Annotated in this window: 17 protein-coding genes; 6 read left to right on the top strand and 11 right to left on the bottom strand. The window is 43.7% G+C overall.

The annotated features are described in order from the left end of the window. Window positions 1-154 precede the first annotated feature (154 nt). From ODU39_RS01085 to dhaS, 5 genes are all read right to left on the bottom strand, one after another. Window positions 155-235, bottom strand: coding sequence for a putative holin-like toxin (locus tag ODU39_RS01085; protein ID WP_079397083.1), 81 nt, complete (start codon window positions 233-235; stop codon window positions 155-157). A 359-nt stretch (window positions 236-594) separates the two neighbouring features. Next, entirely contained in the window at window positions 595-1,059 is a 465-nt protein-coding gene (locus tag ODU39_RS01080; RefSeq protein WP_398579666.1) for a hypothetical protein, read from the bottom strand. 90 nt (window positions 1,060-1,149) lie between these two features. Continuing rightward, window positions 1,150-1,350 carry a hypothetical protein gene (locus tag ODU39_RS01075; protein WP_136670669.1) on the bottom strand — a complete coding sequence of 67 codons (201 nt, stop codon included), beginning with the start codon at window positions 1,348-1,350 and terminating at the stop codon, window positions 1,150-1,152. A gap of 164 nt (window positions 1,351-1,514) precedes the next feature. Then, the gene (dhaQ, locus tag ODU39_RS01070; protein ID WP_398579665.1) at window positions 1,515-2,504 is read right to left on the bottom strand and encodes a DhaKLM operon coactivator DhaQ; all 990 of its coding nucleotides are present in this window, start codon (window positions 2,502-2,504) and stop codon (window positions 1,515-1,517) included. Between the two features lie 10 nt (window positions 2,505-2,514). After that, entirely contained in the window at window positions 2,515-3,060 is a 546-nt protein-coding gene (dhaS, locus tag ODU39_RS01065) for a dihydroxyacetone kinase transcriptional activator DhaS (RefSeq protein ID WP_024378834.1), read from the bottom strand. Window positions 3,061-3,205: 145 nt separating this feature from the next. Here dhaS and dhaK point away from each other — a divergent pair, with 145 nt between their 5' ends. The 4 genes from dhaK to ODU39_RS01045 are packed head-to-tail and all read left to right on the top strand — an operon-like array spanning window position 3,206 to window position 5,872. Beyond that, window positions 3,206-4,195 carry a dihydroxyacetone kinase subunit DhaK gene (dhaK, locus tag ODU39_RS01060; protein WP_105142570.1) on the top strand — a complete coding sequence of 330 codons (990 nt, stop codon included), beginning with the start codon at window positions 3,206-3,208 and terminating at the stop codon, window positions 4,193-4,195. A gap of 10 nt (window positions 4,196-4,205) precedes the next feature. After that, window positions 4,206-4,781 carry a dihydroxyacetone kinase subunit DhaL gene (gene dhaL / locus ODU39_RS01055; RefSeq protein WP_105257344.1) on the top strand — a complete coding sequence of 192 codons (576 nt, stop codon included), beginning with the start codon at window positions 4,206-4,208 and terminating at the stop codon, window positions 4,779-4,781. After that, the gene (dhaM, locus tag ODU39_RS01050; RefSeq protein ID WP_044680584.1) at window positions 4,778-5,152 is read left to right on the top strand and encodes a dihydroxyacetone kinase phosphoryl donor subunit DhaM; all 375 of its coding nucleotides are present in this window, start codon (window positions 4,778-4,780) and stop codon (window positions 5,150-5,152) included. The genes dhaL and dhaM overlap by 4 nt, the downstream gene beginning before the upstream one ends. A gap of 9 nt (window positions 5,153-5,161) precedes the next feature. Next, on the top strand, window positions 5,162-5,872 hold the full coding sequence (locus ODU39_RS01045; RefSeq protein ID WP_136647322.1) for an MIP/aquaporin family protein: 711 nt from the start codon (window positions 5,162-5,164) through the stop codon (window positions 5,870-5,872). A gap of 223 nt (window positions 5,873-6,095) precedes the next feature. Here the strand turns inward: ODU39_RS01045 and ODU39_RS01040 are convergent, their stop codons facing one another. From ODU39_RS01040 to ODU39_RS01015, 6 genes are all read right to left on the bottom strand, one after another. Next, complete coding sequence (locus tag ODU39_RS01040) at window positions 6,096-7,958, bottom strand: proline--tRNA ligase (RefSeq protein ID WP_398579664.1); 1,863 nt, start codon at window positions 7,956-7,958, stop codon at window positions 6,096-6,098. A gap of 418 nt (window positions 7,959-8,376) precedes the next feature. Next, window positions 8,377-9,636, bottom strand: coding sequence for an RIP metalloprotease RseP (gene rseP / locus ODU39_RS01035; protein WP_398579663.1), 1,260 nt, complete (start codon window positions 9,634-9,636; stop codon window positions 8,377-8,379). 9 nt (window positions 9,637-9,645) lie between these two features. Further along, on the bottom strand, window positions 9,646-10,452 hold the full coding sequence (locus ODU39_RS01030; protein ID WP_398579662.1) for a phosphatidate cytidylyltransferase: 807 nt from the start codon (window positions 10,450-10,452) through the stop codon (window positions 9,646-9,648). A gap of 9 nt (window positions 10,453-10,461) precedes the next feature. Next, complete coding sequence (locus ODU39_RS01025) at window positions 10,462-11,217, bottom strand: isoprenyl transferase (protein ID WP_013730586.1); 756 nt, start codon at window positions 11,215-11,217, stop codon at window positions 10,462-10,464. 113 nt (window positions 11,218-11,330) lie between these two features. After that, window positions 11,331-11,654, bottom strand: coding sequence for a preprotein translocase subunit YajC (gene yajC / locus ODU39_RS01020; RefSeq protein WP_398579661.1), 324 nt, complete (start codon window positions 11,652-11,654; stop codon window positions 11,331-11,333). Window positions 11,655-11,763: 109 nt separating this feature from the next. After that, complete coding sequence (locus ODU39_RS01015) at window positions 11,764-13,056, bottom strand: adenylosuccinate synthase (RefSeq protein WP_002940128.1); 1,293 nt, start codon at window positions 13,054-13,056, stop codon at window positions 11,764-11,766. A 363-nt stretch (window positions 13,057-13,419) separates the two neighbouring features. Here ODU39_RS01015 and gshAB point away from each other — a divergent pair, with 363 nt between their 5' ends. Together gshAB and ODU39_RS01005 are read left to right on the top strand one after the other, a co-directional pair. Next, window positions 13,420-15,651: a bifunctional glutamate--cysteine ligase GshA/glutathione synthetase GshB gene (gshAB, locus tag ODU39_RS01010; RefSeq protein ID WP_398579660.1), complete on the top strand. Its 2,232-nt coding sequence runs from the start codon at window positions 13,420-13,422 to the stop codon at window positions 15,649-15,651. Window positions 15,652-16,482: 831 nt separating this feature from the next. Then, the gene (locus ODU39_RS01005) at window positions 16,483-19,602 is read left to right on the top strand and encodes a DUF6359 domain-containing protein (protein ID WP_398579659.1); all 3,120 of its coding nucleotides are present in this window, start codon (window positions 16,483-16,485) and stop codon (window positions 19,600-19,602) included. Window positions 19,603-19,639: the final 37 nt, after the last annotated feature.

Raw genomic sequence — 19,639 nt, 5'->3', positions numbered from 1 at the left:
CCATTTAAATTGGCTTTTTCAAGCTTTCGTGTTATAATAGAGATAGAAAAAGGTAGTTGCGTCAACAACTACCCAACGTAGAACCGTTAAAAAGACGGTGGCTCGTATTTTATTTGCTAAAAGAAATAGCCGTTACTTGCCAAAGTATGGACGGCTATTTCTTTTGGTCATTTTCTTTGAAGATTTTATAGCACAAACTGACTAAAGCAATGGTAAAGCTACCAAAAGCTAGAATCGTTTGTACAACTTCAAAAGCTGATACTAACCCTCCGACGTTTTATTTTTGAAACGATATTTTTCAAAAATAAAACTAGTGCGCACCTTAGACAAATCGTATAGGATTTGTCGTTACTTGATGAGCAAGTTTACTTGCCATCAAGTATAGGTTAGCCTTTCTGTTAGTTTTTGATGAATTGCCCATAGGCATCCCCTCACTTTCAGAAAATCGAAAGCCACCGTCTTCACTTTTCTACTAAATAATTATACCATAAACTTGATAAAAATATGAACACAGAACAAAATCCTCAGAGTGCTTTCCGAGGATTTTGTTTATTTATATTGTGAATTTTTCAATACCTAGTTATTCCAGCGTACTTACTGAACATAAATACGACAAGATTGACCTGATAAACTAACCGTAAGTGGTTTACTTGTGTTCACATTTTTGAATTGTGCCAAGTCTGAAGTAGTAAGCCATTTAAGATCATTTAGTTCAAACCAAGTATAATTTGACTGACTTTCTTGGTTCGTATTAAATTGTGACGGATTTCGGTAGCTAGAGTTTGGCATTCTGTTCTGAAACTCATCAAAATCAACTATAACCGCCTCAAATCCTCTTGAAAAATCGCCTGGTGTCAAGATGATTTTTCCTGGCTGTTTTCCACTACCAATCTTCGTAACATTTTGAGTCTCTACTGTAAAAAAAACTCTACCGCCGTTATTTATTGCGTGATTATAGTGTGCATCTAAAACATCTTTAGCAGACATACCGTTCAATCTGTCTCCCAATTTATAGGCTATAATATCTATAGTTTGGTTAGTTACTACGTGATTACTCATCCCTACTCTCCTTTCCGTCTCACTCCTACTGCCAATCCGAGCATGCCCAGTCCTGCTCCGTTGTCGCCACTGCCGTATCAATGGCTTGCGCTACTTGACTGGCTTCATCAACCACTGCCTGAGCATCTGCACATCCCGAGCAGTGACCGGTTGGCTACTGGTTGTCGAACTGACAGCTTCCGCCTCTGCTGGACTAGCGGCTGTGACGATTTCGTCTGCTTGGACTTCGCTTCCAAAAACAGACAAACCTGTCGCAAGGACGAGTCCGGTCAATTGTTTTTTCTTTGTCATCTTATCATCCTTCTGAATCGTTTTATGACAAAGTTTTTGTTTATCAGTGCCATTCTCCTCCCTGACCATTTTTGTTAAGGTATTTTGTCTAAAAAATAGAAAGAGTGCACGAAAAACCTCTATGGGAAAAAACCTAGAGGTGGATGTTCTATGAAAAGAGGAACCTACCAAGCCGCAGCTTCTGTCGGTGCTTCTAAAAAGTCCAGCCATTTTTGATCCTTGACACGACAGAGGGTGACAGAAATTCCTCCCATATCTAGACTAGTCATAAACTTACCTTTTTTTATATAGGAAAGCTTCAGACCTTCTAGTTCTAGAAATTGGCAAATGTCGTTCAAAAAGATTCCTTGCTCAACCTCGGACATAGATCCAAGATTATTGACCAAAAGAATATAGTCTTCCCCCTCTTTCCAGCGAAATTTTAATTTTAATTTGTTCACAATTTCATTGGCTAACTGCTCGGAGGATTCAAAACGAACGGTCCGATAGCCTTCTTCTCCATGGATACCGATGCCGTAAGATATTTGTCCCTCCTCCAAATCAAACAAAGGCAGGGCAGCATTGGGCAAATAGGCCGACTTGGTTGCAAAACCGATGGTCGCAATTTCTGTTGCTATGGACAACCCCAATTGTTCCAAGGCATTCAAATCATACCCAGAAAGAGCTGCTGCCCCTAGGATTTTATGCAGTAGAATTGTCCCAGCTAGCCCCCTATGTCGCATACGGAAGTTGTTTTTCGTGTCAACAGAAATATCGTCATGGGATACGATGTACTTGACTGCAATTCCCTCCTGCCGAGCCAATTCGATGGCTTTTCTAAAAGAGACAAGGTCTGCCTCAAAGTTTTTTACAATCAGAAAAACTCCCTTGCCCTTATCTACTGCACGAATGGCTGCCAAGACTTCTTCAGCAGTTGGTGGAGTAAAAATCTCTCCATAGACTGCTGCAGTCAGCATTCCTTTACCGACGAAGCCAACATGGGCTGGCTCATGACCAGAACCACCGCCAGAAACAATTGGAATCAGTTCTCCATTTTGTCTTCTTTGCAGAACAATCGGAAGTCCCTTCACTTTCTTCACTTTAGGGTTGGTTCGACAGAAACCATCCAAATAATCTTCAATAATTGTTGCCTGTCTATTTCTAATAAACACCATATATTAACTCCTACAAAATCAAAAACGACTCGCGAACAAGAGCCACCATTTGCTTCCAATAACTGTGAATTTGACAAGGCGACTGCGTCAGTCCTTCCTTTATCAGTCCAATCCAAGCATTAGCATGATAGAGAATCAAAAAATGCTTATCCTGTTGGGAAATCATTTTACCCTCCTGAAGCTGGTATTCGTTGATAATTTTCTCCATCAAAACCATAAAGTAGCCTTCTAAATAGCTGACAAAATCATTTTGCCCCTTAATCTCAAAGAGTTGCCTATAGAAAGATTGGTTACTCTCGATGTAGTACAAAAGCTCATCCAGAAGCTTGATTCCACTAATATAGGTCAGATTGTCAGTTACCTGCTCCTGCAATTCTGTTTCAAATATCCAGTCCAGCAACTCATACTTGTCTAAAAAATGGTTGTAAAAGGTTTGACGACGAATCCCTGCTTCCTGCATGATGTCGACAACTGAGATTTTATCAAAGGATTTTTGGGATAGCTGTTTTTTAAAAGCCTTTGCAATCCTTTTCTTTGTAATCAACGAGGTTGGCATATGTCACTTCCTTTCGCTTCCTCTTTATTATACCCTATCATGCTTTTCTTTGGAACAAAAGGGACACATTGGATAATCTGTCCCTTCCTTTTTTCTTTCGGACAATGTAAAATGAAAGCGCAAACAAAAACAAAGGAGTTTTCTCATGAAAAAAATTATCAATCAACCCGAACATGTCGTTGATGAAATGTTAAAAGGACTTGTCTTTATGCACCAAGATCTTGTCGATCGAATCGATGGATTTGATGTGATTATCCGCAAGGCCGAAAAATCTGGTAAAGTCGGCATCATCTCAGGAGGTGGCTCTGGTCATGAACCTTCTCATGCAGGCTTTGTCGGCAAGGGCATGTTGTCTGCCGCTGTATGTGGCGCAGTATTTACCTCACCAACACCAGACCAAATCTTGGAAGCCATCAAGGCTGCTGACGAGGGTGCAGGCGTCTTTATGGTCATCAAAAACTACTCTGGCGACATCATGAACTTTGAGATGGCGCAAGAATTGGCGGAAATGGAGGGCATCGAAGTAGCCAGTGTCGTTGTGGACGATGATATCGCTGTGGAAAATAGCCTCTATACCCAAGGCCGTCGTGGGGTAGCAGGTACCATCCTTGTCCACAAGATTCTCGGTCACGCTGCAACAACTGGCAAATCCCTAGCAGAAATCAAGGAACTGGCCGACCGTCTCGTCCCACAAATCAAGACTATCGGCTTAGCCCTATCAGGCGCTACTGTACCAGAAGTGGGCAAACCAGGCTTCGTCCTTGAAGAAGATGAATTTGAATATGGTGTCGGTATCCATGGCGAACCTGGCTATAAGAAAGAAAAACTCCAACCATCTGCTAAATTGGCTGAAGAATTGGTTGAGAAATTGGCAGAAGGCTTCGATATTCAAGATGGCGAGCACTATGGTGTCCTTATCAACGGTCTCGGCGCTACCCCCCTGATGGAGCAATATGTCTTTGCCAACGACGTTGCTCAATTGCTGGCTAAAAAAGGCGTGGTCGTTGACTACAAGAAAATCGGTAACTACATGACATCGATTGATATGGCTGGACTGTCATTGACCTTAATCAAACTAGAAGACCCAAGCTGGATTGACGCTTTGCAGGCACCTGTTGAAGTGGTAGCTTGGTAGGAGAAAGACTATGGATGCAAAACAAGCATTACTCTGGATGGAGATATTCAACAAGAAAATTCAAGAAAACAAAGATTATTTGAGTGAGCTTGACTCTCCTATCGGAGATGGAGATCACGGGGGCAACATGGCGCGAGGAATGGCTGCCGTCATGCAGGAGCTATCTGAAAAAGACTATGAGACTGCGGACCAAGTCTTTAAGGTGGTTGCCATGCAACTTCTCAGCAAGGTTGGCGGTGCTTCCGGTCCTCTCTACGGCTCTGCCTTTATGGGGATTACTAAAGCCAGTCAAGCCGGCACTGATTTGGCAGACATGCTTCAAGCAGGTTTGGACATGATCCAAAAACGTGGCAAGGCTGAATTAGGCGAGAAAACCATGGTAGACGTTTGGATTCCCGTCATTGCTGCCCTAAGAGAAAGCCAGCTGACAACGGAAATTATCCATAAAGCCGTTCAAGGGACAAAGGATATTGCTGCGACCAAGGGACGTGCTTCCTATGTTGGGGAAAGGTCTATTGGACACATTGATCCAGGCTCTTTCTCATCTGGACTTCTCTTTGAAGCCATGTTGGAGGCAGGACTATGACAAAGGTTGGTATCTTACTCGTATCCCATTCAAAAAATTTGGCCCAAGGAATCATCGACCTAGTATCTGAAGTCGCAAAAGATATTCCCATCACCTACTGTGGCGGACTAGAAGATGGTAGCATCGGTACCAGCTTTGAAATCGTACAAGAGCGAGTTGATGCAAACCCTGCTGATACCCTCCTTGCCTTTTTCGACCTAGGTAGCGCCCGAATGAACATGGAACTTGCTGCCGATTTTACAGACAAACAAATTCTTATCCAGACCGTACCAGTCGTCGAAGGTTGCTACACTGCCGCAGCTCTCTTACAGGCTGGAGCTGACTTGGAGACTATTCTTGAACAATTAAAAGAACTGACAATCAATAAATAGGAGGTCATTATGAATCTGATTGGAGAATTACTTGGAACTTTCATACTAGTATTACTTGGAAACGGTGTGGTTGCATCCTGCATCCTCTCTAAAACCAAGGCTGAAAATAGCGGCTGGCTGACCATCGTACTAGGATGGGGCATCGCTGTAACAATTGCCGTCTACTTATCAGGAATTTTTGGACCTGCCCACCTGAATCCAGCTGTCACTATCGCAATGGCATCTATCGGCTCCCTACCGTGGGCTCAAGTCCCAGGCTTCCTACTTGCCCAATTTGCTGGAGCAATGTTGGCATCCATCGTCCTCTATCTCCATTTCTATCCACATTGGCAGGAAACAAAAGATAGCGGAACAATCCTTGCTACCTTCTCTACTGGACCAGCTCTTCGTCACACAGCTTCAAACTTGCTCGGCGAGGCTCTTGGCACAGCTGTCTTAGTCATGGGAATCCTTGCAATTGGCCCTAACAATGTCAGCGCTGGCCTCGGCCCAATCATCGTGGGACTTATCGTATTTGCAATCGGCTTCTCACTAGGATCTACAACAGGCTACGCAGTCAATCCTGCTCGTGACCTTGCTCCTCGTATCATGCATGCCATCCTTCCAATTCCTAACAAGGGAGATTCTGACTGGTCTTATAGCTGGATCCCAGTTGCTGGCCCAATTCTTGGAGGAGTCGCAGGAGCTATCCTCTATAACCTCCTACTAAATATGTTATAAAAAAAATAGGCTTTTGGAAAAAGACCCGCGCAACTTATCAGAGTTCGTGTCAACATCTCAGCGCAGCGGTTGTTTGGCAGATTTATTCGTGTTTCACACTCCAAATCTGACCTAATCAACTGTGCGGGGGTGGAAAGACGAACTCTTTTTGACCTAGTCGAGTTCTTTCCCACTCCCATTTTATCAACAAAGACTTGGCTATCATCAACCAAGTCTTTTTCTGTTATTCATTTTCTTTTGTAAGGATTTGAAGGGTTTCAAGGAGTTGGTCCACATGGACTTCCACAGTATCACCTGTGCCCTTGATCTTCACTTCGACGATGCCATCAGCTGCTTTCTTACCAACGGTCACACGGATTGGCAAGCCAATCAAGTCACTGTCAGAGAACTTAACGCCGACACGCTCATTACGGTCGTCTGTCAAGACTTCATAACCTGCACCAACCAAGCTCGCTTCGATAGACTGAGTCAATTCCATTGCCGCTTCATCTTTGACATTGACTGGAATCAAATGCACATCAAACGGTGCCAATTCTTTAGGGAAGTTGATTCCCCAGGCGTAACGGTATTCGCCTTTTGGTGTCTTGTTAACAAAGAGGCGAGCGTGTTGTTCAAGAACGGCTGACAAGAGGCGGCTAACACCGATTCCGTAGCATCCCATGATAATCGGCATAGAACGACCATTCTCATCCAAGATGTTGGCATTCATGCTGTCAGAATAGCGTGTACCGAGTTTGAAGATGTGACCAATCTCGATACCACGGGCAAAGTTGAGAACCCCGTGTCCATCTGGAGAAGGTTCGCCTTCCTTGACTTCACGAATGTCCACATACTCAGTCACTTGGAAATCACGCCCTGCATTGGCACCTGTGTAGTGGAAACCGTCTTCGTTAGCACCGACAACAGCATTTTTCACATCTTGCACCTTGCGGTCTGCAATAATCTTGATGTTTTCTGGCAAGCCGACTGGTCCAAGGGAACCAAAACCTGCACCGAAGATTTTTTCAGCATCCGCTGGGCCTGCTACATCAAAGAAATCTGCTCCGAGGTGGTTTTTCAACTTGACATCGTTCACTTGATCATTGCCAACAAGGAGGGCAACAACTGGCTCGCCATCTGCCATAAAGAGCATGGTTTTGATAGTTTGCTCTTCCGCAACATTCAAGAAGGCAGCAACTTCGTCGATCGTTTTAGCATCTGGCGTCGCTACTTTAACCAAGTCTTCTTCAACTACAACTGCTGTACTTGGTTTATATTCGCTAGTTGCCATTTCAAGGTTGGCAGCGTAGCCTGATTCGCTAGAGTAGGCGATGGTGTCTTCACCAGACACAGACCATGCCAAGAGTTCTGCCTTGATCGCTTCTAGAACATCCTCTGGGATTTCCTCAAAAGAAGCAACCGACTTGTCCAAGACAACCCAACGGTCCAGGTCAGTACGATCTGGAGTTATAGCCATAAACTCCTGACTATCCTTACCACCCATGGCACCACCGTCACCGATGATAGCTTTGAACTCCAAGCCTGCACGAGTGAAAATCGCCTCATAGGCACGCTTATAATCATCGTAGGTCTGGTCCAAGCTCTCGTAGCTAGCATGGAAGCTGTAGCCATCTTTCATGATGAACTCGCGACCACGGAGAAGACCGTTACGCGGGCGTTTTTCATCGCGGTATTTTGGCTGGATTTGGTAGATGTTGAGCGGCAACTGTTTGTAAGACTGGACCGCATCACGCGCCAAAAGAGTCACCGTTTCTTCGTGAGTTGGTCCCAAGATAAAGTCAGAACCTTCGCGGTTTTTGAGCTTGTAAAGGTCATCGCCATATGTTTCATAACGACCTGACTCACGCCAAATGTCCGCTGACAAGAGAGCTGGAGCCAAAAATTCAATAGCATCAATCTTATCAAACTCCTCACGCATGATGTTTTTTGCTTTTTCAATCACACGGTTAGCCAATGGCAAGTAGCTGTAAATACCAGCCGAAATCTGACGGACATAACCCGCACGTAACATCAAAGCGTGGCTAATCACCGACGCATCCGAAGGCATCTCCCGCAAAGTCGGGATAATCATTTTAGACTGTTTCATAATTTAAGATACAAAAGCGTCAAGAAAACCGTATAAAAATAGGCAATCAACGCAGTGCCTATCGGCACAAGGCGATTGGTCTTTTTTACTAGGTTTCTAGCTTTTGTTCAATTCCTTTCGTAGTTTACTTGATTAGGAATCACAGAAGTCATTTATCTGAGCCCTCGCTGACGCTCGAGTTCAAATATGAAAACTCTCTGTTCCTTTCTTTTTCGTAGTTTTCAGAACATCCTGCATTTAGCACGCATTCAGTTCCTTTCGTAGTTTACTTGATTAGAAATCACAGAAGTCACTTATCAAAACCCTCGCTGACGCTCGAGTTCAAATATGAAAACTCTCTGTTCCTTTCTTTTTCGTAGTTTTCAGAACATCCTGCATTTAGCACGCATTCAATTCCTTTCATAAATTTCAAATTATCTTAGAAGAAGACTCTTATAATATCATTCCAAGTGACTACTATCATAAGAACCACCATAACGGCTACACCTGCTAGAGTGATATAAGATTCCGTCTCTGGTTTGAGTGGTTTTCTGCGAATGGCTTCCAGAATATTCATAACAATCTTACCACCATCCAAGGCTGGAATTGGAATCAAATTGAAGATTCCAAGGTTAATGGAGAGCGCAGCCATTAGCCCCAATACAGAAACCAAACCAAATTCAGCCGCTTGAGAACTTACTTTATAAATAGCAACCGGTCCCCCCAACTGCTTAACATCAAAGTTTGCAATTAGATTCTTCAAAGCTGTCACAACCCTAAGAGCTGTCGCTCCCGCTTCTTGGAAACCACCGACAATTTTATCAACGAAACCAGTTTTCAAAATCGGTGAAATACCAATTCGATAGGTCCCATCTACTTGTTCAGCAGTAACGGAGACATGACGGTTTTTCCCATCATGCTCAACAACCAAATCAAAGCTTGGGGCTGTTGTTGCATCTGTCGCTGCTTTGCTAATAATCGTTGCAACTTCTGTGTAGCTGTCTGTCGTGTTCCCATTGACCGAAAGAATCTTGTCCCCTGTAACAACACCTGCAGCCTGCAAAGCACCACCTTCAGTAATACTTACTGCATTGCTTGATGGGTTGGCAACCCCGCCTTGCATGAAGAACAAAATAATAAATACTAGAATCCCTAAAATAAAGTTATTCATGGGACCCGCAAAGTTGGTCATCAACCGTCCCCAGACTGTCGCATTTTGATACTGAACATCAAGTGGAGCAATCCGAACTTCTGTCCCATCTTCCTCTACAATCGTGGCATCGTGATCAACCTTATAGGTCTTGCTTTCTTCCAAGACCAAGCCTGTGATTTCCAATTTTTCTTCAAAGTCAAAACTGGTTACATTCATTGGCAAACTGAGACTATCCAGTTGCTTACCAGACAAATTAATCCGCGTCACAACACCAGCTTCATTCAGACTGAGGCTGGCAGGACTACCTGTCTTAATCTCTGTCTTATCTTCACCCCATCCAGCCATTCGAACATAGCCACCTAGAGGAAGAATACGGATGGTGTAAAGTGTCCCATCCTTACCCGTATGAGCGAAAATTTTGGGACCCATCCCAATCGCAAATTCCCTCACAAGGATACCAGCTTTCTTGGCGAAGTAGAAATGACCAAATTCATGGACAACCACAATCACACCAAATATAAATATAAATGCTAAAATTCCCTTCATAGTACCTCCTTAAAATAATCCAAAGAAGTGCATGATTGGAAAGACAAAAATCATACCGTCAAAACGATCCAGGATACCACCGTGTCCTGGAATAATTTTTCCAGAATCCTTCACACCAAAATGGCGTTTAATAGCACTTTCTACTAAGTCTCCGAATTGTGAGAATATCGAGAAAATCACAACCAACAACATCATCATGCCAAATGAATAGCCCGCCAACAAGGACTTATCGACAATCAAGAAAATGATAGCAACTACCACCGCAGAAAGAATACCGCCTACAAAGCCTTCAACCGTTTTATTCGGTGAAACCTTCGGCAATAATTTTCTCCGACCAATCTGACGACCGATTAAGTAAGCACCAATGTCTGTGGCCCAGACTAAACAGAGGGCAAAGAAGACTTTATTGAGCCCATCCATACGAGCCAGTATCAAACTATGAAAGCCGATACCAACATAGAAACTTGATGCAATTGGAAAGACCACATCGGAATAGTTGTAATGGCCGATATTAAAAACCGTCGAACCAAGCAGTAAAAATACTACAATGGCGTAGGCTGTGTAATTTCCATCCGTCGGTAAAAATGTCAGATAATTCTTGAGTGGAAGAGCCAAGACTAAACTGGCCAACATAGCTAGGACACCCTCGATAGAATTTGGGGCTAGGCGATGCATTTTAATCAATTCAGCCGTAGCAATGATAGCTAACAGGCCTACAAAAAATTGAAATGCCATCCCACCAGCCAACAAAAAGGGAATGAAAATAGCTAGAGCAATGCCGCCAAATATCACTCGTTTCTGTAAATCGTTTGTCATACCTTCTCCTTATACACCGCCAAAACGTCTGTGGCGACGGTTGTATTCTTTAATCGCTAATTTAAGTGCTTCTCCATCAAAATCAGGCCAAGCAATATCTGTAAAGTACAGCTCGCTGTAGGCTGTTTGCCACGGCAGGAAGTTGCTAAGACGAAGTTCACCACTTGTACGGATAACTAGATCAGGATCGCGTAACGTTGGTGATAAGGTTCCTGTATAGAGGTAATCCGCTATTAATTTCTCATCAATATCACCAGGATTGAACTTGGCATCCAAGACATCTTGCGCAATAGCCTTGACTGCGCGAGTCACCTCATCACGACCGCCATAGTTCAGAGCGAAATTGAGAATCAAACCAGTGTTACTCTTTGTCTTTTGTTCAGCTTTATAAAGCGCATTGAGAGTCGGAACAGGAAGTTTGGAATGGTCACCAATCATCTGAATTTTGACATTATTGGCATGGAGTTCAGGAACATACTTATCATAAAACTCCACAGGTAAATTCATGATAAACTTCACTTCTTTTTCCGGTCGAGACCAGTTTTCTGTAGAAAAGGCATAGACAGTTAGCACCTTTACTCCCAGATCAGAAGCCGTCTTGGTAACCTTTTGAAGTGCATCCATACCAGCCTTATGCCCCATAATACGTGGCTGCATCCGCTTTTTCGCCCAACGGCCATTGCCATCCATAATCACAGCGATATGCTTAGGGACTTCAATTGCTGTTTCAATGCTTTCTTTCTTTTTAAAATTAAATTTAAACATGGTATTTTCCTTATTGTATAATCGTTTCATTATACCATATTTTTACCTAGGATAGCAAAAATCAGGCAGGGCTAAAACAAGAGAAAACCAAGGTTTCCCTCGGTTTTTCATCCTTATTCTTCAATTACAGATTCTGGAGTCGCTTCTGTCGTTTCAACTGCCGCTTCTTCAACAACTGCAGATGTAGTACCTGAACTTGCTACACGATTACGAATAGCACCACGTTCAAATGTCAAATAAACACCATCAACATCGAGAACAACCTTTTTATCATCGATTTCATCGACAATACCAAATAGCCCACCAATGGTCACAATTTCATCACCTTTTTTGATTTGATTTAGCGCTTCTTGACGTTGTTTTTGTTGTTTACGTTGCGAATAGAACATAAAACCAATCATGGCAACCATGACAAGCGGCAAAAATAAACCTTCCATTTGTTTACCTCTTTTATTGTTTGATAAGCATGATTATATCAAATTCTGGACAAGAAAGCAAAGTTCGACCAAACAGAAAAAGACCGAACTTTCGTTCAGTCTTCGCACACTATTTTGCGCTCCATACACTCTCAAGGATGTTGGTCTGTTCACGACCAGGACCTACTGAGAAGGTTGAGATACGAACGCCTACCAATTCGCTGATACGACGAACATAGTTGCGAGCCGCTTCTGGCAATTCATCCAGGCTACGCACACCTGTGATGTCTTCAGACCAACCTGGCATTTCTTCATAGATTGGTTTGCAACGTTTGAGTTGCTCCAAACTTGCAGGGTAGTGGTCAATACGCTCACCATCCAAGTCATAAGCCACGCAGATTTTCAACGTTTCAAGACCTGACAAGACGTCAATCGAGTTGAGGGACAAGTTGGTAATACCTGACACACGGCGGCTATGGCGCATCACCACTGAGTCAAACCAACCGACACGGCGTGGACGGCCAGTTGTCGTACCGTATTCCTTACCGATTTCGCGGATACGGTCTCCGATTTCATCGTGCAATTCAGTTGGGAATGGTCCGTCACCAACACGGCTGGTGTATGCCTTACATACACCAACAACCTTGTCAATCTTGCTTGGGCCGACACCGCTACCGATGGTCACACCACCAGCAACTGGGTTTGAAGAAGTAACGAATGGATAGGTACCTTGGTCAATATCCAACATAACCCCTTGCGCACCTTCAAACAAGACACGTTTACCTTGATCGAGAGCATCATTCAAGATAACAGAGGTATCTGTTACATACTTTTTGATTTCTTGACCATAAGCGTAGTATTCTTCAAAGATTTCATCAAACTCAATCGGAGTTGACTCATACATTTTCTCAAACAAACGGTTTTTCTCAGCCAAGTTTGTTTTCAAACGCTCGGCAAAAATCTCCTTGTCCAAGAGGTCTGCAATACGGATACCAACACGGGCTGCCTTGTCCATGTAAGCAGGACCGATACCCTTGTTGGTTGTACCAATCTTGTTCTCACCTTTAGACTCTTCTTGCAACTGGTCCAATTTGATGTGGTAAGGCAAGATGACATGTGCGCGGTCTGAAATCCTCAAATTATCTGTTGTTACACCTGAATCATGGAGATAGTTGATTTCCTTCACCAAAGATTTTGGATTGACAACCACACCATTACCGATTACAGAAATCTTTTCTGGGAAGAAGATTCCTGACGGAATCAAGTGCAATTTATACTTAGTGCCATCGATAACGATAGTGTGTCCAGCGTTATCACCACCTTGATAACGTGCGATTACTTCAGCATTAGCAGACAAGAAGTCTGTAATTTTACCCTTACCTTCGTCGCCCCACTGGGTTCCTACAACAACTACTGATGTCATATTCACTCTTTCTCTGAACTGGCTAACCAGCCCAGCCTTTCTTCTACTTCTGGCAGGAATCTCACCTGCAAGTTTCGTTTTACACACTATTCTATCAAAAAACGAACATTTTTTCAAGAAATTCCAATAATTTCATATATAGCGAATGTTTTTATTTTTTAAAAAGCATATTTCAAAAAAATCCGATTAAACACACGAGATAGACATGTGTAAATATGCTTTTAACAGAGAAATCCGAAGTCTTTGTTTGCTTTCCGTGATTTTCAGTACATTTTTCACGAAAAACGTAGCAGAAATTTGTATTTGCCCTCCAATCTAGATAAAATTGGAATAAGACTTTGACAGAAATATAAAGGACTTAGTATGTTACAAAAATTATTACCAAACAGCCCCATTCTTCAGGCTACTTTTGGAATTGAGCGCGAATCACTTCGCATCAATTCAAACCACAGAGTTGCACAAACTCCCCATCCTCATAAACTGGGTTCTCGTAGCTTCCACCCCTATATCCAGACAGACTACAGCGAGCCACAGTTAGAGTTGATTACACCAATCGCTCAGTCGACTAAGGAAGCTCGTCGCCTACTGGGAGCCATTACAGATGCTGCCGCACGTTCTATGGATAAGCAAGAATACCTCTGGCCCCTATCCATGCCACCTATGATTTCAGAAGAGGAAATCCAAATTGCCCAACTGGAGAGCGACTATGAGTACCAATATCGTGTCGGTTTGGGGGAACGCTATGGCAAGCTCGTCCAGTCTATGTCCGGCATCCATTATAATTTTGAATTAGGAAAAGACCTAACCCAACAACTTTTTGAATTAAGCGAGGAAACAGACTTTATCGCATTCAAAAATACCCTCTACCTCAAATTAGCACAAAACTTCCTCAACTATCGTTGGCTCTTAACCTACCTATATGGGGCAAGTAGCCTAGCCGAAAAAGGATTCCTAACTACGGAAGTCGGTTGCGTCCGTTCCATTCGTAATTCCAAGTACGGCTATGTCAACTCCGATGATGTTCATATTTCCTTTTCTTCTCTCGAACAGTACGTGGATGACATCGAACAAGCTGTCCAGTCTGGTCAACTATCCGCTGAGAAGGAATTTTACTCAGCTGTCCGCCTCCGTGGTGCCAAGACTAGCCGTGACTACCTCAGCAAGGGGATTTCTTATTTAGAATTCCGTTCCTTCGACCTTAACCCCTATGACCCGCTTGCTATTAGTCAGGAAACCCTTGATACAGTCCACCTCTTTATCTTATCTCTTCTTTGGCTAGACCAACTGACAGATGTTGATAACACCCTAGCAAAAGCAGATAAACTTAACAACCTCATCGCCCTTAGCCACCCACACACACCTCTACCTAGCGATGCCGATGCCACGCCAATCTTGACGGCCATGAAAGCCATAGTTGCCCACTTTGGACTGGATGACTACTATGGCCAGCTCATTGCACATGTGGAAGCCGCTCTTCAAGACCCACATCTGACCCTTTCCGGAAAAATAGCAGAGCAGGTTGAAGATGGGTCTCTAGAAAAGTTTGGTCAGCAGCAAGGACAAGTATTCCATGATTATGCTTGGACAGCCCCTTACGCCCTCAAGGGCTATGAAAACATGGAACTCTCCACCCAGATGATTCTCTTCGACGCCATTCAACTGGGCTTGAACGTGGAGATTTTGGATGAAGAAGACCAGTTTCTCAAACTCTGGCATGGCGACCATGTCGAGTACATCAAAAATGGTAACATGACCTCCAAGGACAACTACGTTATTCCTCTCGCCATGGCCAACAAGGTCGTGACTAAGAAAATCTTGGACCAGGCTGGTTTTCCAGTACCTGCGGGAGCTGAATTTGCAAACAAGACAGACGCCCTGCGGTATTACGGACAGGTAGCCAGCTCTGCTATTGTTGTCAAACCAAAATCCACCAACTTCGGCCTAGGCATCTCTATCTTCCAGGAGCCAGCCAGCCTTGCGGACTATGAAAAAGCCCTGGACATCGCCTTTTCAGAAGATAGCCATGTACTAGTAGAGGAATTCGTGGCGGGGACCGAGTACCGTTTCTTCATCTTGGACGGCAAGTGCGAGGCTGTCCTGCTCCGCGTCGCAGCCAATGTCGTGGGGGACGGTAGCTCAACTATCCGTGAATTGGTGGACCAAAAAAACCAAGATCCACTGCGTGGGCGTGACCACCGTTCACCGCTGGAAATCATTAACTTGGGCGACATCGAACTGCTTATGTTGGAGCAACAAGGCTACACGCCCGATACAGTTTTGCCAGAGGGCGTTCAAGCCTTTCTGCGTGGCAATTCCAATATCTCAACGGGTGGCGACTCCATCGATATGACCGACCAGATGGACGAGTCCTACAAGCAACTGGCTGCCGATATGGCGACTGCTATGGGAGCTTGGGCCTGTGGTGTGGACTTGATTATCCCCGACCGCACCAAGCCAGCCAGTAAGGACGAGCCCAACTGCACCTGTATCGAGCTCAACTTCAACCCTGCCATGTACCTGCACACCTACACCTACGCAGGACCTGGGCAGAGCATCACACCGAAGATTTTAAAAAAATTGTTTCCAGAGCTATAGTTTTCCATTTTCCTTACTTTGTTAGTACTTACTTCAAAGATTCGTGGAACTTTTGAAGGCTGGAGATAGGGCAAAGCACGTTCGCCTCAATAGCGGCAGGTTGCTGGGAGTGGGAAAGAACTCGACCAAGATAAAAAGAGTTCGTCAACAATTTTTCGTTTTAAGTTGTTGAGCTGAAACAGTCTATCCCCAGACTGTTTCACTCCCACCCCCGCATAGCTCCAAAGGTTCGGGGAACCTTTGGAGGTTGGAGATGAAGCGAACTTTGTTCGCAACAGTCGTAATGGCCAGATTTGGAGTGCAAAACACGAACAAATCTGTCAATCAACCACTGCGCTGAGATGTTGACACGAACTCTGAGTAGTGGTCCTGGGCTTTTTGCCCAGCCTCAGTTGGAAATAAGACTTGCCTCTCTATAAAGTACGGCAAAGCGAGTTCAAACAAACCAGTGGATTGTTTGAAGCGGGAAATCCAGAAACGGAGTTCCTCTTGCGTCGAAGTAAAAAAAGTCAACTAAAGGACTATATATCTGCTTTGCCCCTTTGTTCCTTCACAAAAACTCCCAACTAATGTTAAACAAAACGAATAAGACACCGAGATAATCATTTATATCTCGGTGCTTTTTTGTGAACCAATTCCCATCACTTAATCATTTTGTTCGTCTTTTGTTTCGTTTTCCAATTTATTTTTACTATTTCATTTGAATTTTTAAAAATATCCGTATTATATCTAAAAAAAGTATTCCAAACGACTCATTTTCTGTTAAACTATATGTATATAACAACTGCAGACGTTTTTATGACGTCCATATATAACAAAAAGGAGTTTTATATGAAGATTAGAAACCGTTCTCTCTTCTATACCGTAGGTTCTGTAGCGGTAACAGCCGGACTCTTGTTTAGTCTTGCTACGTCGCCCATACCATCTGTGCACGCTACTGAAGTGGCGATAGAGAATTATCCGTCACTTGCAATAACTAAGTCGGAAGTCACGATACAAGGCTATCTTATTGCACCACTTAATAGTAGCGGAACTGCTTTTGACGCTACTAACAAAACAAATCTAGCCCTTGGTGCAAGCATGGATACTGCGGCTGCCGACACTATCCCTATTCAACTAAAGGAACCACTTCGCAGCCAATTCAACCTCGTTGATCATCCCGAACTAGTCGGAAAATTGGTTCGCATCACAGGAACTAGCGATACATACATGAAGCGAGCTGGGATCAAACCAGCTACAGCGATTGAAATCGTAGATTCATCTTCTACTAATGTTCAGCCACCAACAAGTGAAAATACAGCTACCAAACCAAGTGACCTTGTTTCTACACCGATTGCTACTGTTCGTTCTGGTGCACAAGGAACAGAGTACACAGTCTCTGGTAAAATTATTAGCCTAGTAAACGGTTGGGGAGGAAATGGTTTTTACCTCCAAGGCTCTGACGGTGCGGGTATCTATATCTACCCTGGGGCTGCCTTGGGCTATCAGCCTGGTGATACCATTCAATTAACAGGAACATTGGGTGAGTATAAAGGCGAACTCCAACTAACCACAGTTAGCAACCACAAGGCTATATCTGAGAATTTCAACACTCCTATTACAGAAACAAACATTGCTCAGTTGACGACGCAAGCACAGGCAACACTAGTTTCTCTAAAAAACTTGACTGTCGGAGATATTCAAAGTGATAGCTATCAAAATTCTACCTTTACCGTAACTGACTCTGAAGGACAAACTGTGGATGTACGTTTAGACAGTCGAACAGGCATCAAAACGGCGGATCTTTTGAACCGTATCAACAAGGGAGATAAGATTAATCTAACCGCTATTTTATCCACCTATAACGGAAAAATACAATTAAAACCATTTGACCTCTCTCATTTTGAAGTCATTGAAAAGGCAACGACGGAAGCAGGACCAGGAAAGACCGAAGCTGTAACAGTCGGTCGCATTCAAGGTGCAAGTCACCAGTCACCTCTGGTGAATCAATCTGTTATGCTTAAAAATGTCGTAGTAACCTACGTTACCTCTGCCAATAACTTCTACGTGCAAGATGTCACCCCAGATGGAGACGTCAAAACATCTGACGGTATTAACATCTTTACTGACAAATTAAAAACAAATGTCAAAGTAGGAGATCTTGTCACTATCGCAGGACGAGTAGAAGAATACCAGGGCAGAGGGTATGCTGAACGTGACAAAACAGACTTAACCATCACACAAATTCGAGCTACTGAAGTAACTGTGGATGGGACTGCACCTGTACCATCTCCTATAGTCCTTGGTCTTGACCGGACCATCCCAGCAGATATTATCGACAACGACGGTTTGGCTCAATTTGATCCAGAACAAGATGCGCTCGATTTCTGGGAATCCGTTGAAGGCATGGTGGTTGCCGTTGATGATGCAAAAATCCTCGGCCCACTAAAAAACAAGGAAATCTATGTCACTCCTGCCACTAGTCAACTTCCTTTAAACAATGTTGGAGGCGTCAACCTTCGCCCTGAAGGGAATAATACCAATATCATTCCCCTACTTTTGAAAAATGGAAAACAGATCGTCAAATCAGGAGACTATTTCACCGGTCGTATTGCTGGACCAGTTACCTACTCTTACACCAATTATAAGGTCTATGTGGATGATAGCACCCTTCCAACCTTGCACGAAGGAACTACAAAACCAGAAACAACAACTATTATCCCAAATGATGACAAGCTGACTATCGCTTCTTATAACATTGAAAACTTCTCTGCTGACAGTAAGTCAACATCAGATGCTAAAGTCCAACGCATTGCCAAATCCTTTGTTTCAGACCTACATTCTCCAGACATTATCGGATTGATTGAAGTGCAGGACAACAACGGTGCTACAAACGACGGCACAACTGATGCTAGTAAGAGCGCTGAGCGCCTGATTGCAGCCATTCAAGCAGCCGGCGGACCAACCTATACCTATGTGGATATTGCTCCCGAAAACAACAAAGACGGCGGACAAGAGGGAGGCAATATTCGCGTCGGCTTCCTCTACAACTCAAAACGTGTCAGCCTATCTGACAAACCAATCGGTACCGCAACACAGGCAGTTGCATGGGAAAACGGCGAACTCAATCTCAGCTTGGGCCGAATCGACCCAATCAACCCTGCTTGGGCTGCTGTCCGCAAAACACTTGCAGCTGAATTCGTCTTCAAAGGCGAGAAAGTCGTTGTCCTTGCCAACCATCTCAACTCAAAACGCGGTGACAATGGTCTCTACGGAAAAATCCAACCTGTCAGCTTCAAGTCCGAAGAAAAACGCCACATACTAGCACAAATTATCGCTGACTTTACAAAAGCAGGTTTAACTCAAAATCCAAATGCTAATATCGTTATGCTAGGCGACTTCAATGACTACGAATTTACTAAAACCATCGAAATTTTAGAAACAGGAGGAATGGCTAACCTCGTTAGTCGTCACGATGCATCCGATCGCTTCTCTTACTTCTATAACGGAAACAATCAGTCTCTTGACAATATGCTAGTATCAACTAACTTATTGGAGCGCTATGCCTTTGATATGGTCCATGTCAATTCAGCCTTTATGGAAGAACATGGCAGAGCTTCTGACCACGATCCGCTATTGGTACAACTGGATGTGACAAAGGCGCAAGAACCAACTCAACCAGAACCAAGCGACAAGCAGACAGATGACTCAGGAACAGTCAACAATAGTGATGACAATGGTACGCCCAACAATAACAAGCCAACAAATCCTTCAACCTCTGTTCAAACAACTGTAAACGCTGATGACCGTTCTGGCGCTACAGACAAGGGACAAACAACCGTGACCCCTACTGCCAAAAACAGTCAAAAGAAAATCCTTCCAAAGACAGGAGGAGAAACAAGCTTTGTACTTATCACAATCGGTCTCGTAATCTTGAGTGCCTGCCTTGTCAAAAAACAAAAAGAATCCTAATCATTTTTCGAGCTTGAAAGCATGACTTTCAGGCTCA

This window comes from Streptococcus sp. 2021WUSS126 (genome assembly GCF_044427255.1).
In the GTDB taxonomy this organism is placed as follows: domain Bacteria; phylum Bacillota; class Bacilli; order Lactobacillales; family Streptococcaceae; genus Streptococcus; species Streptococcus hashimotonensis.
Note: the sequence above shows the minus strand (reverse complement) of the source record. Positions and strands in the feature narration are given on the sequence as shown.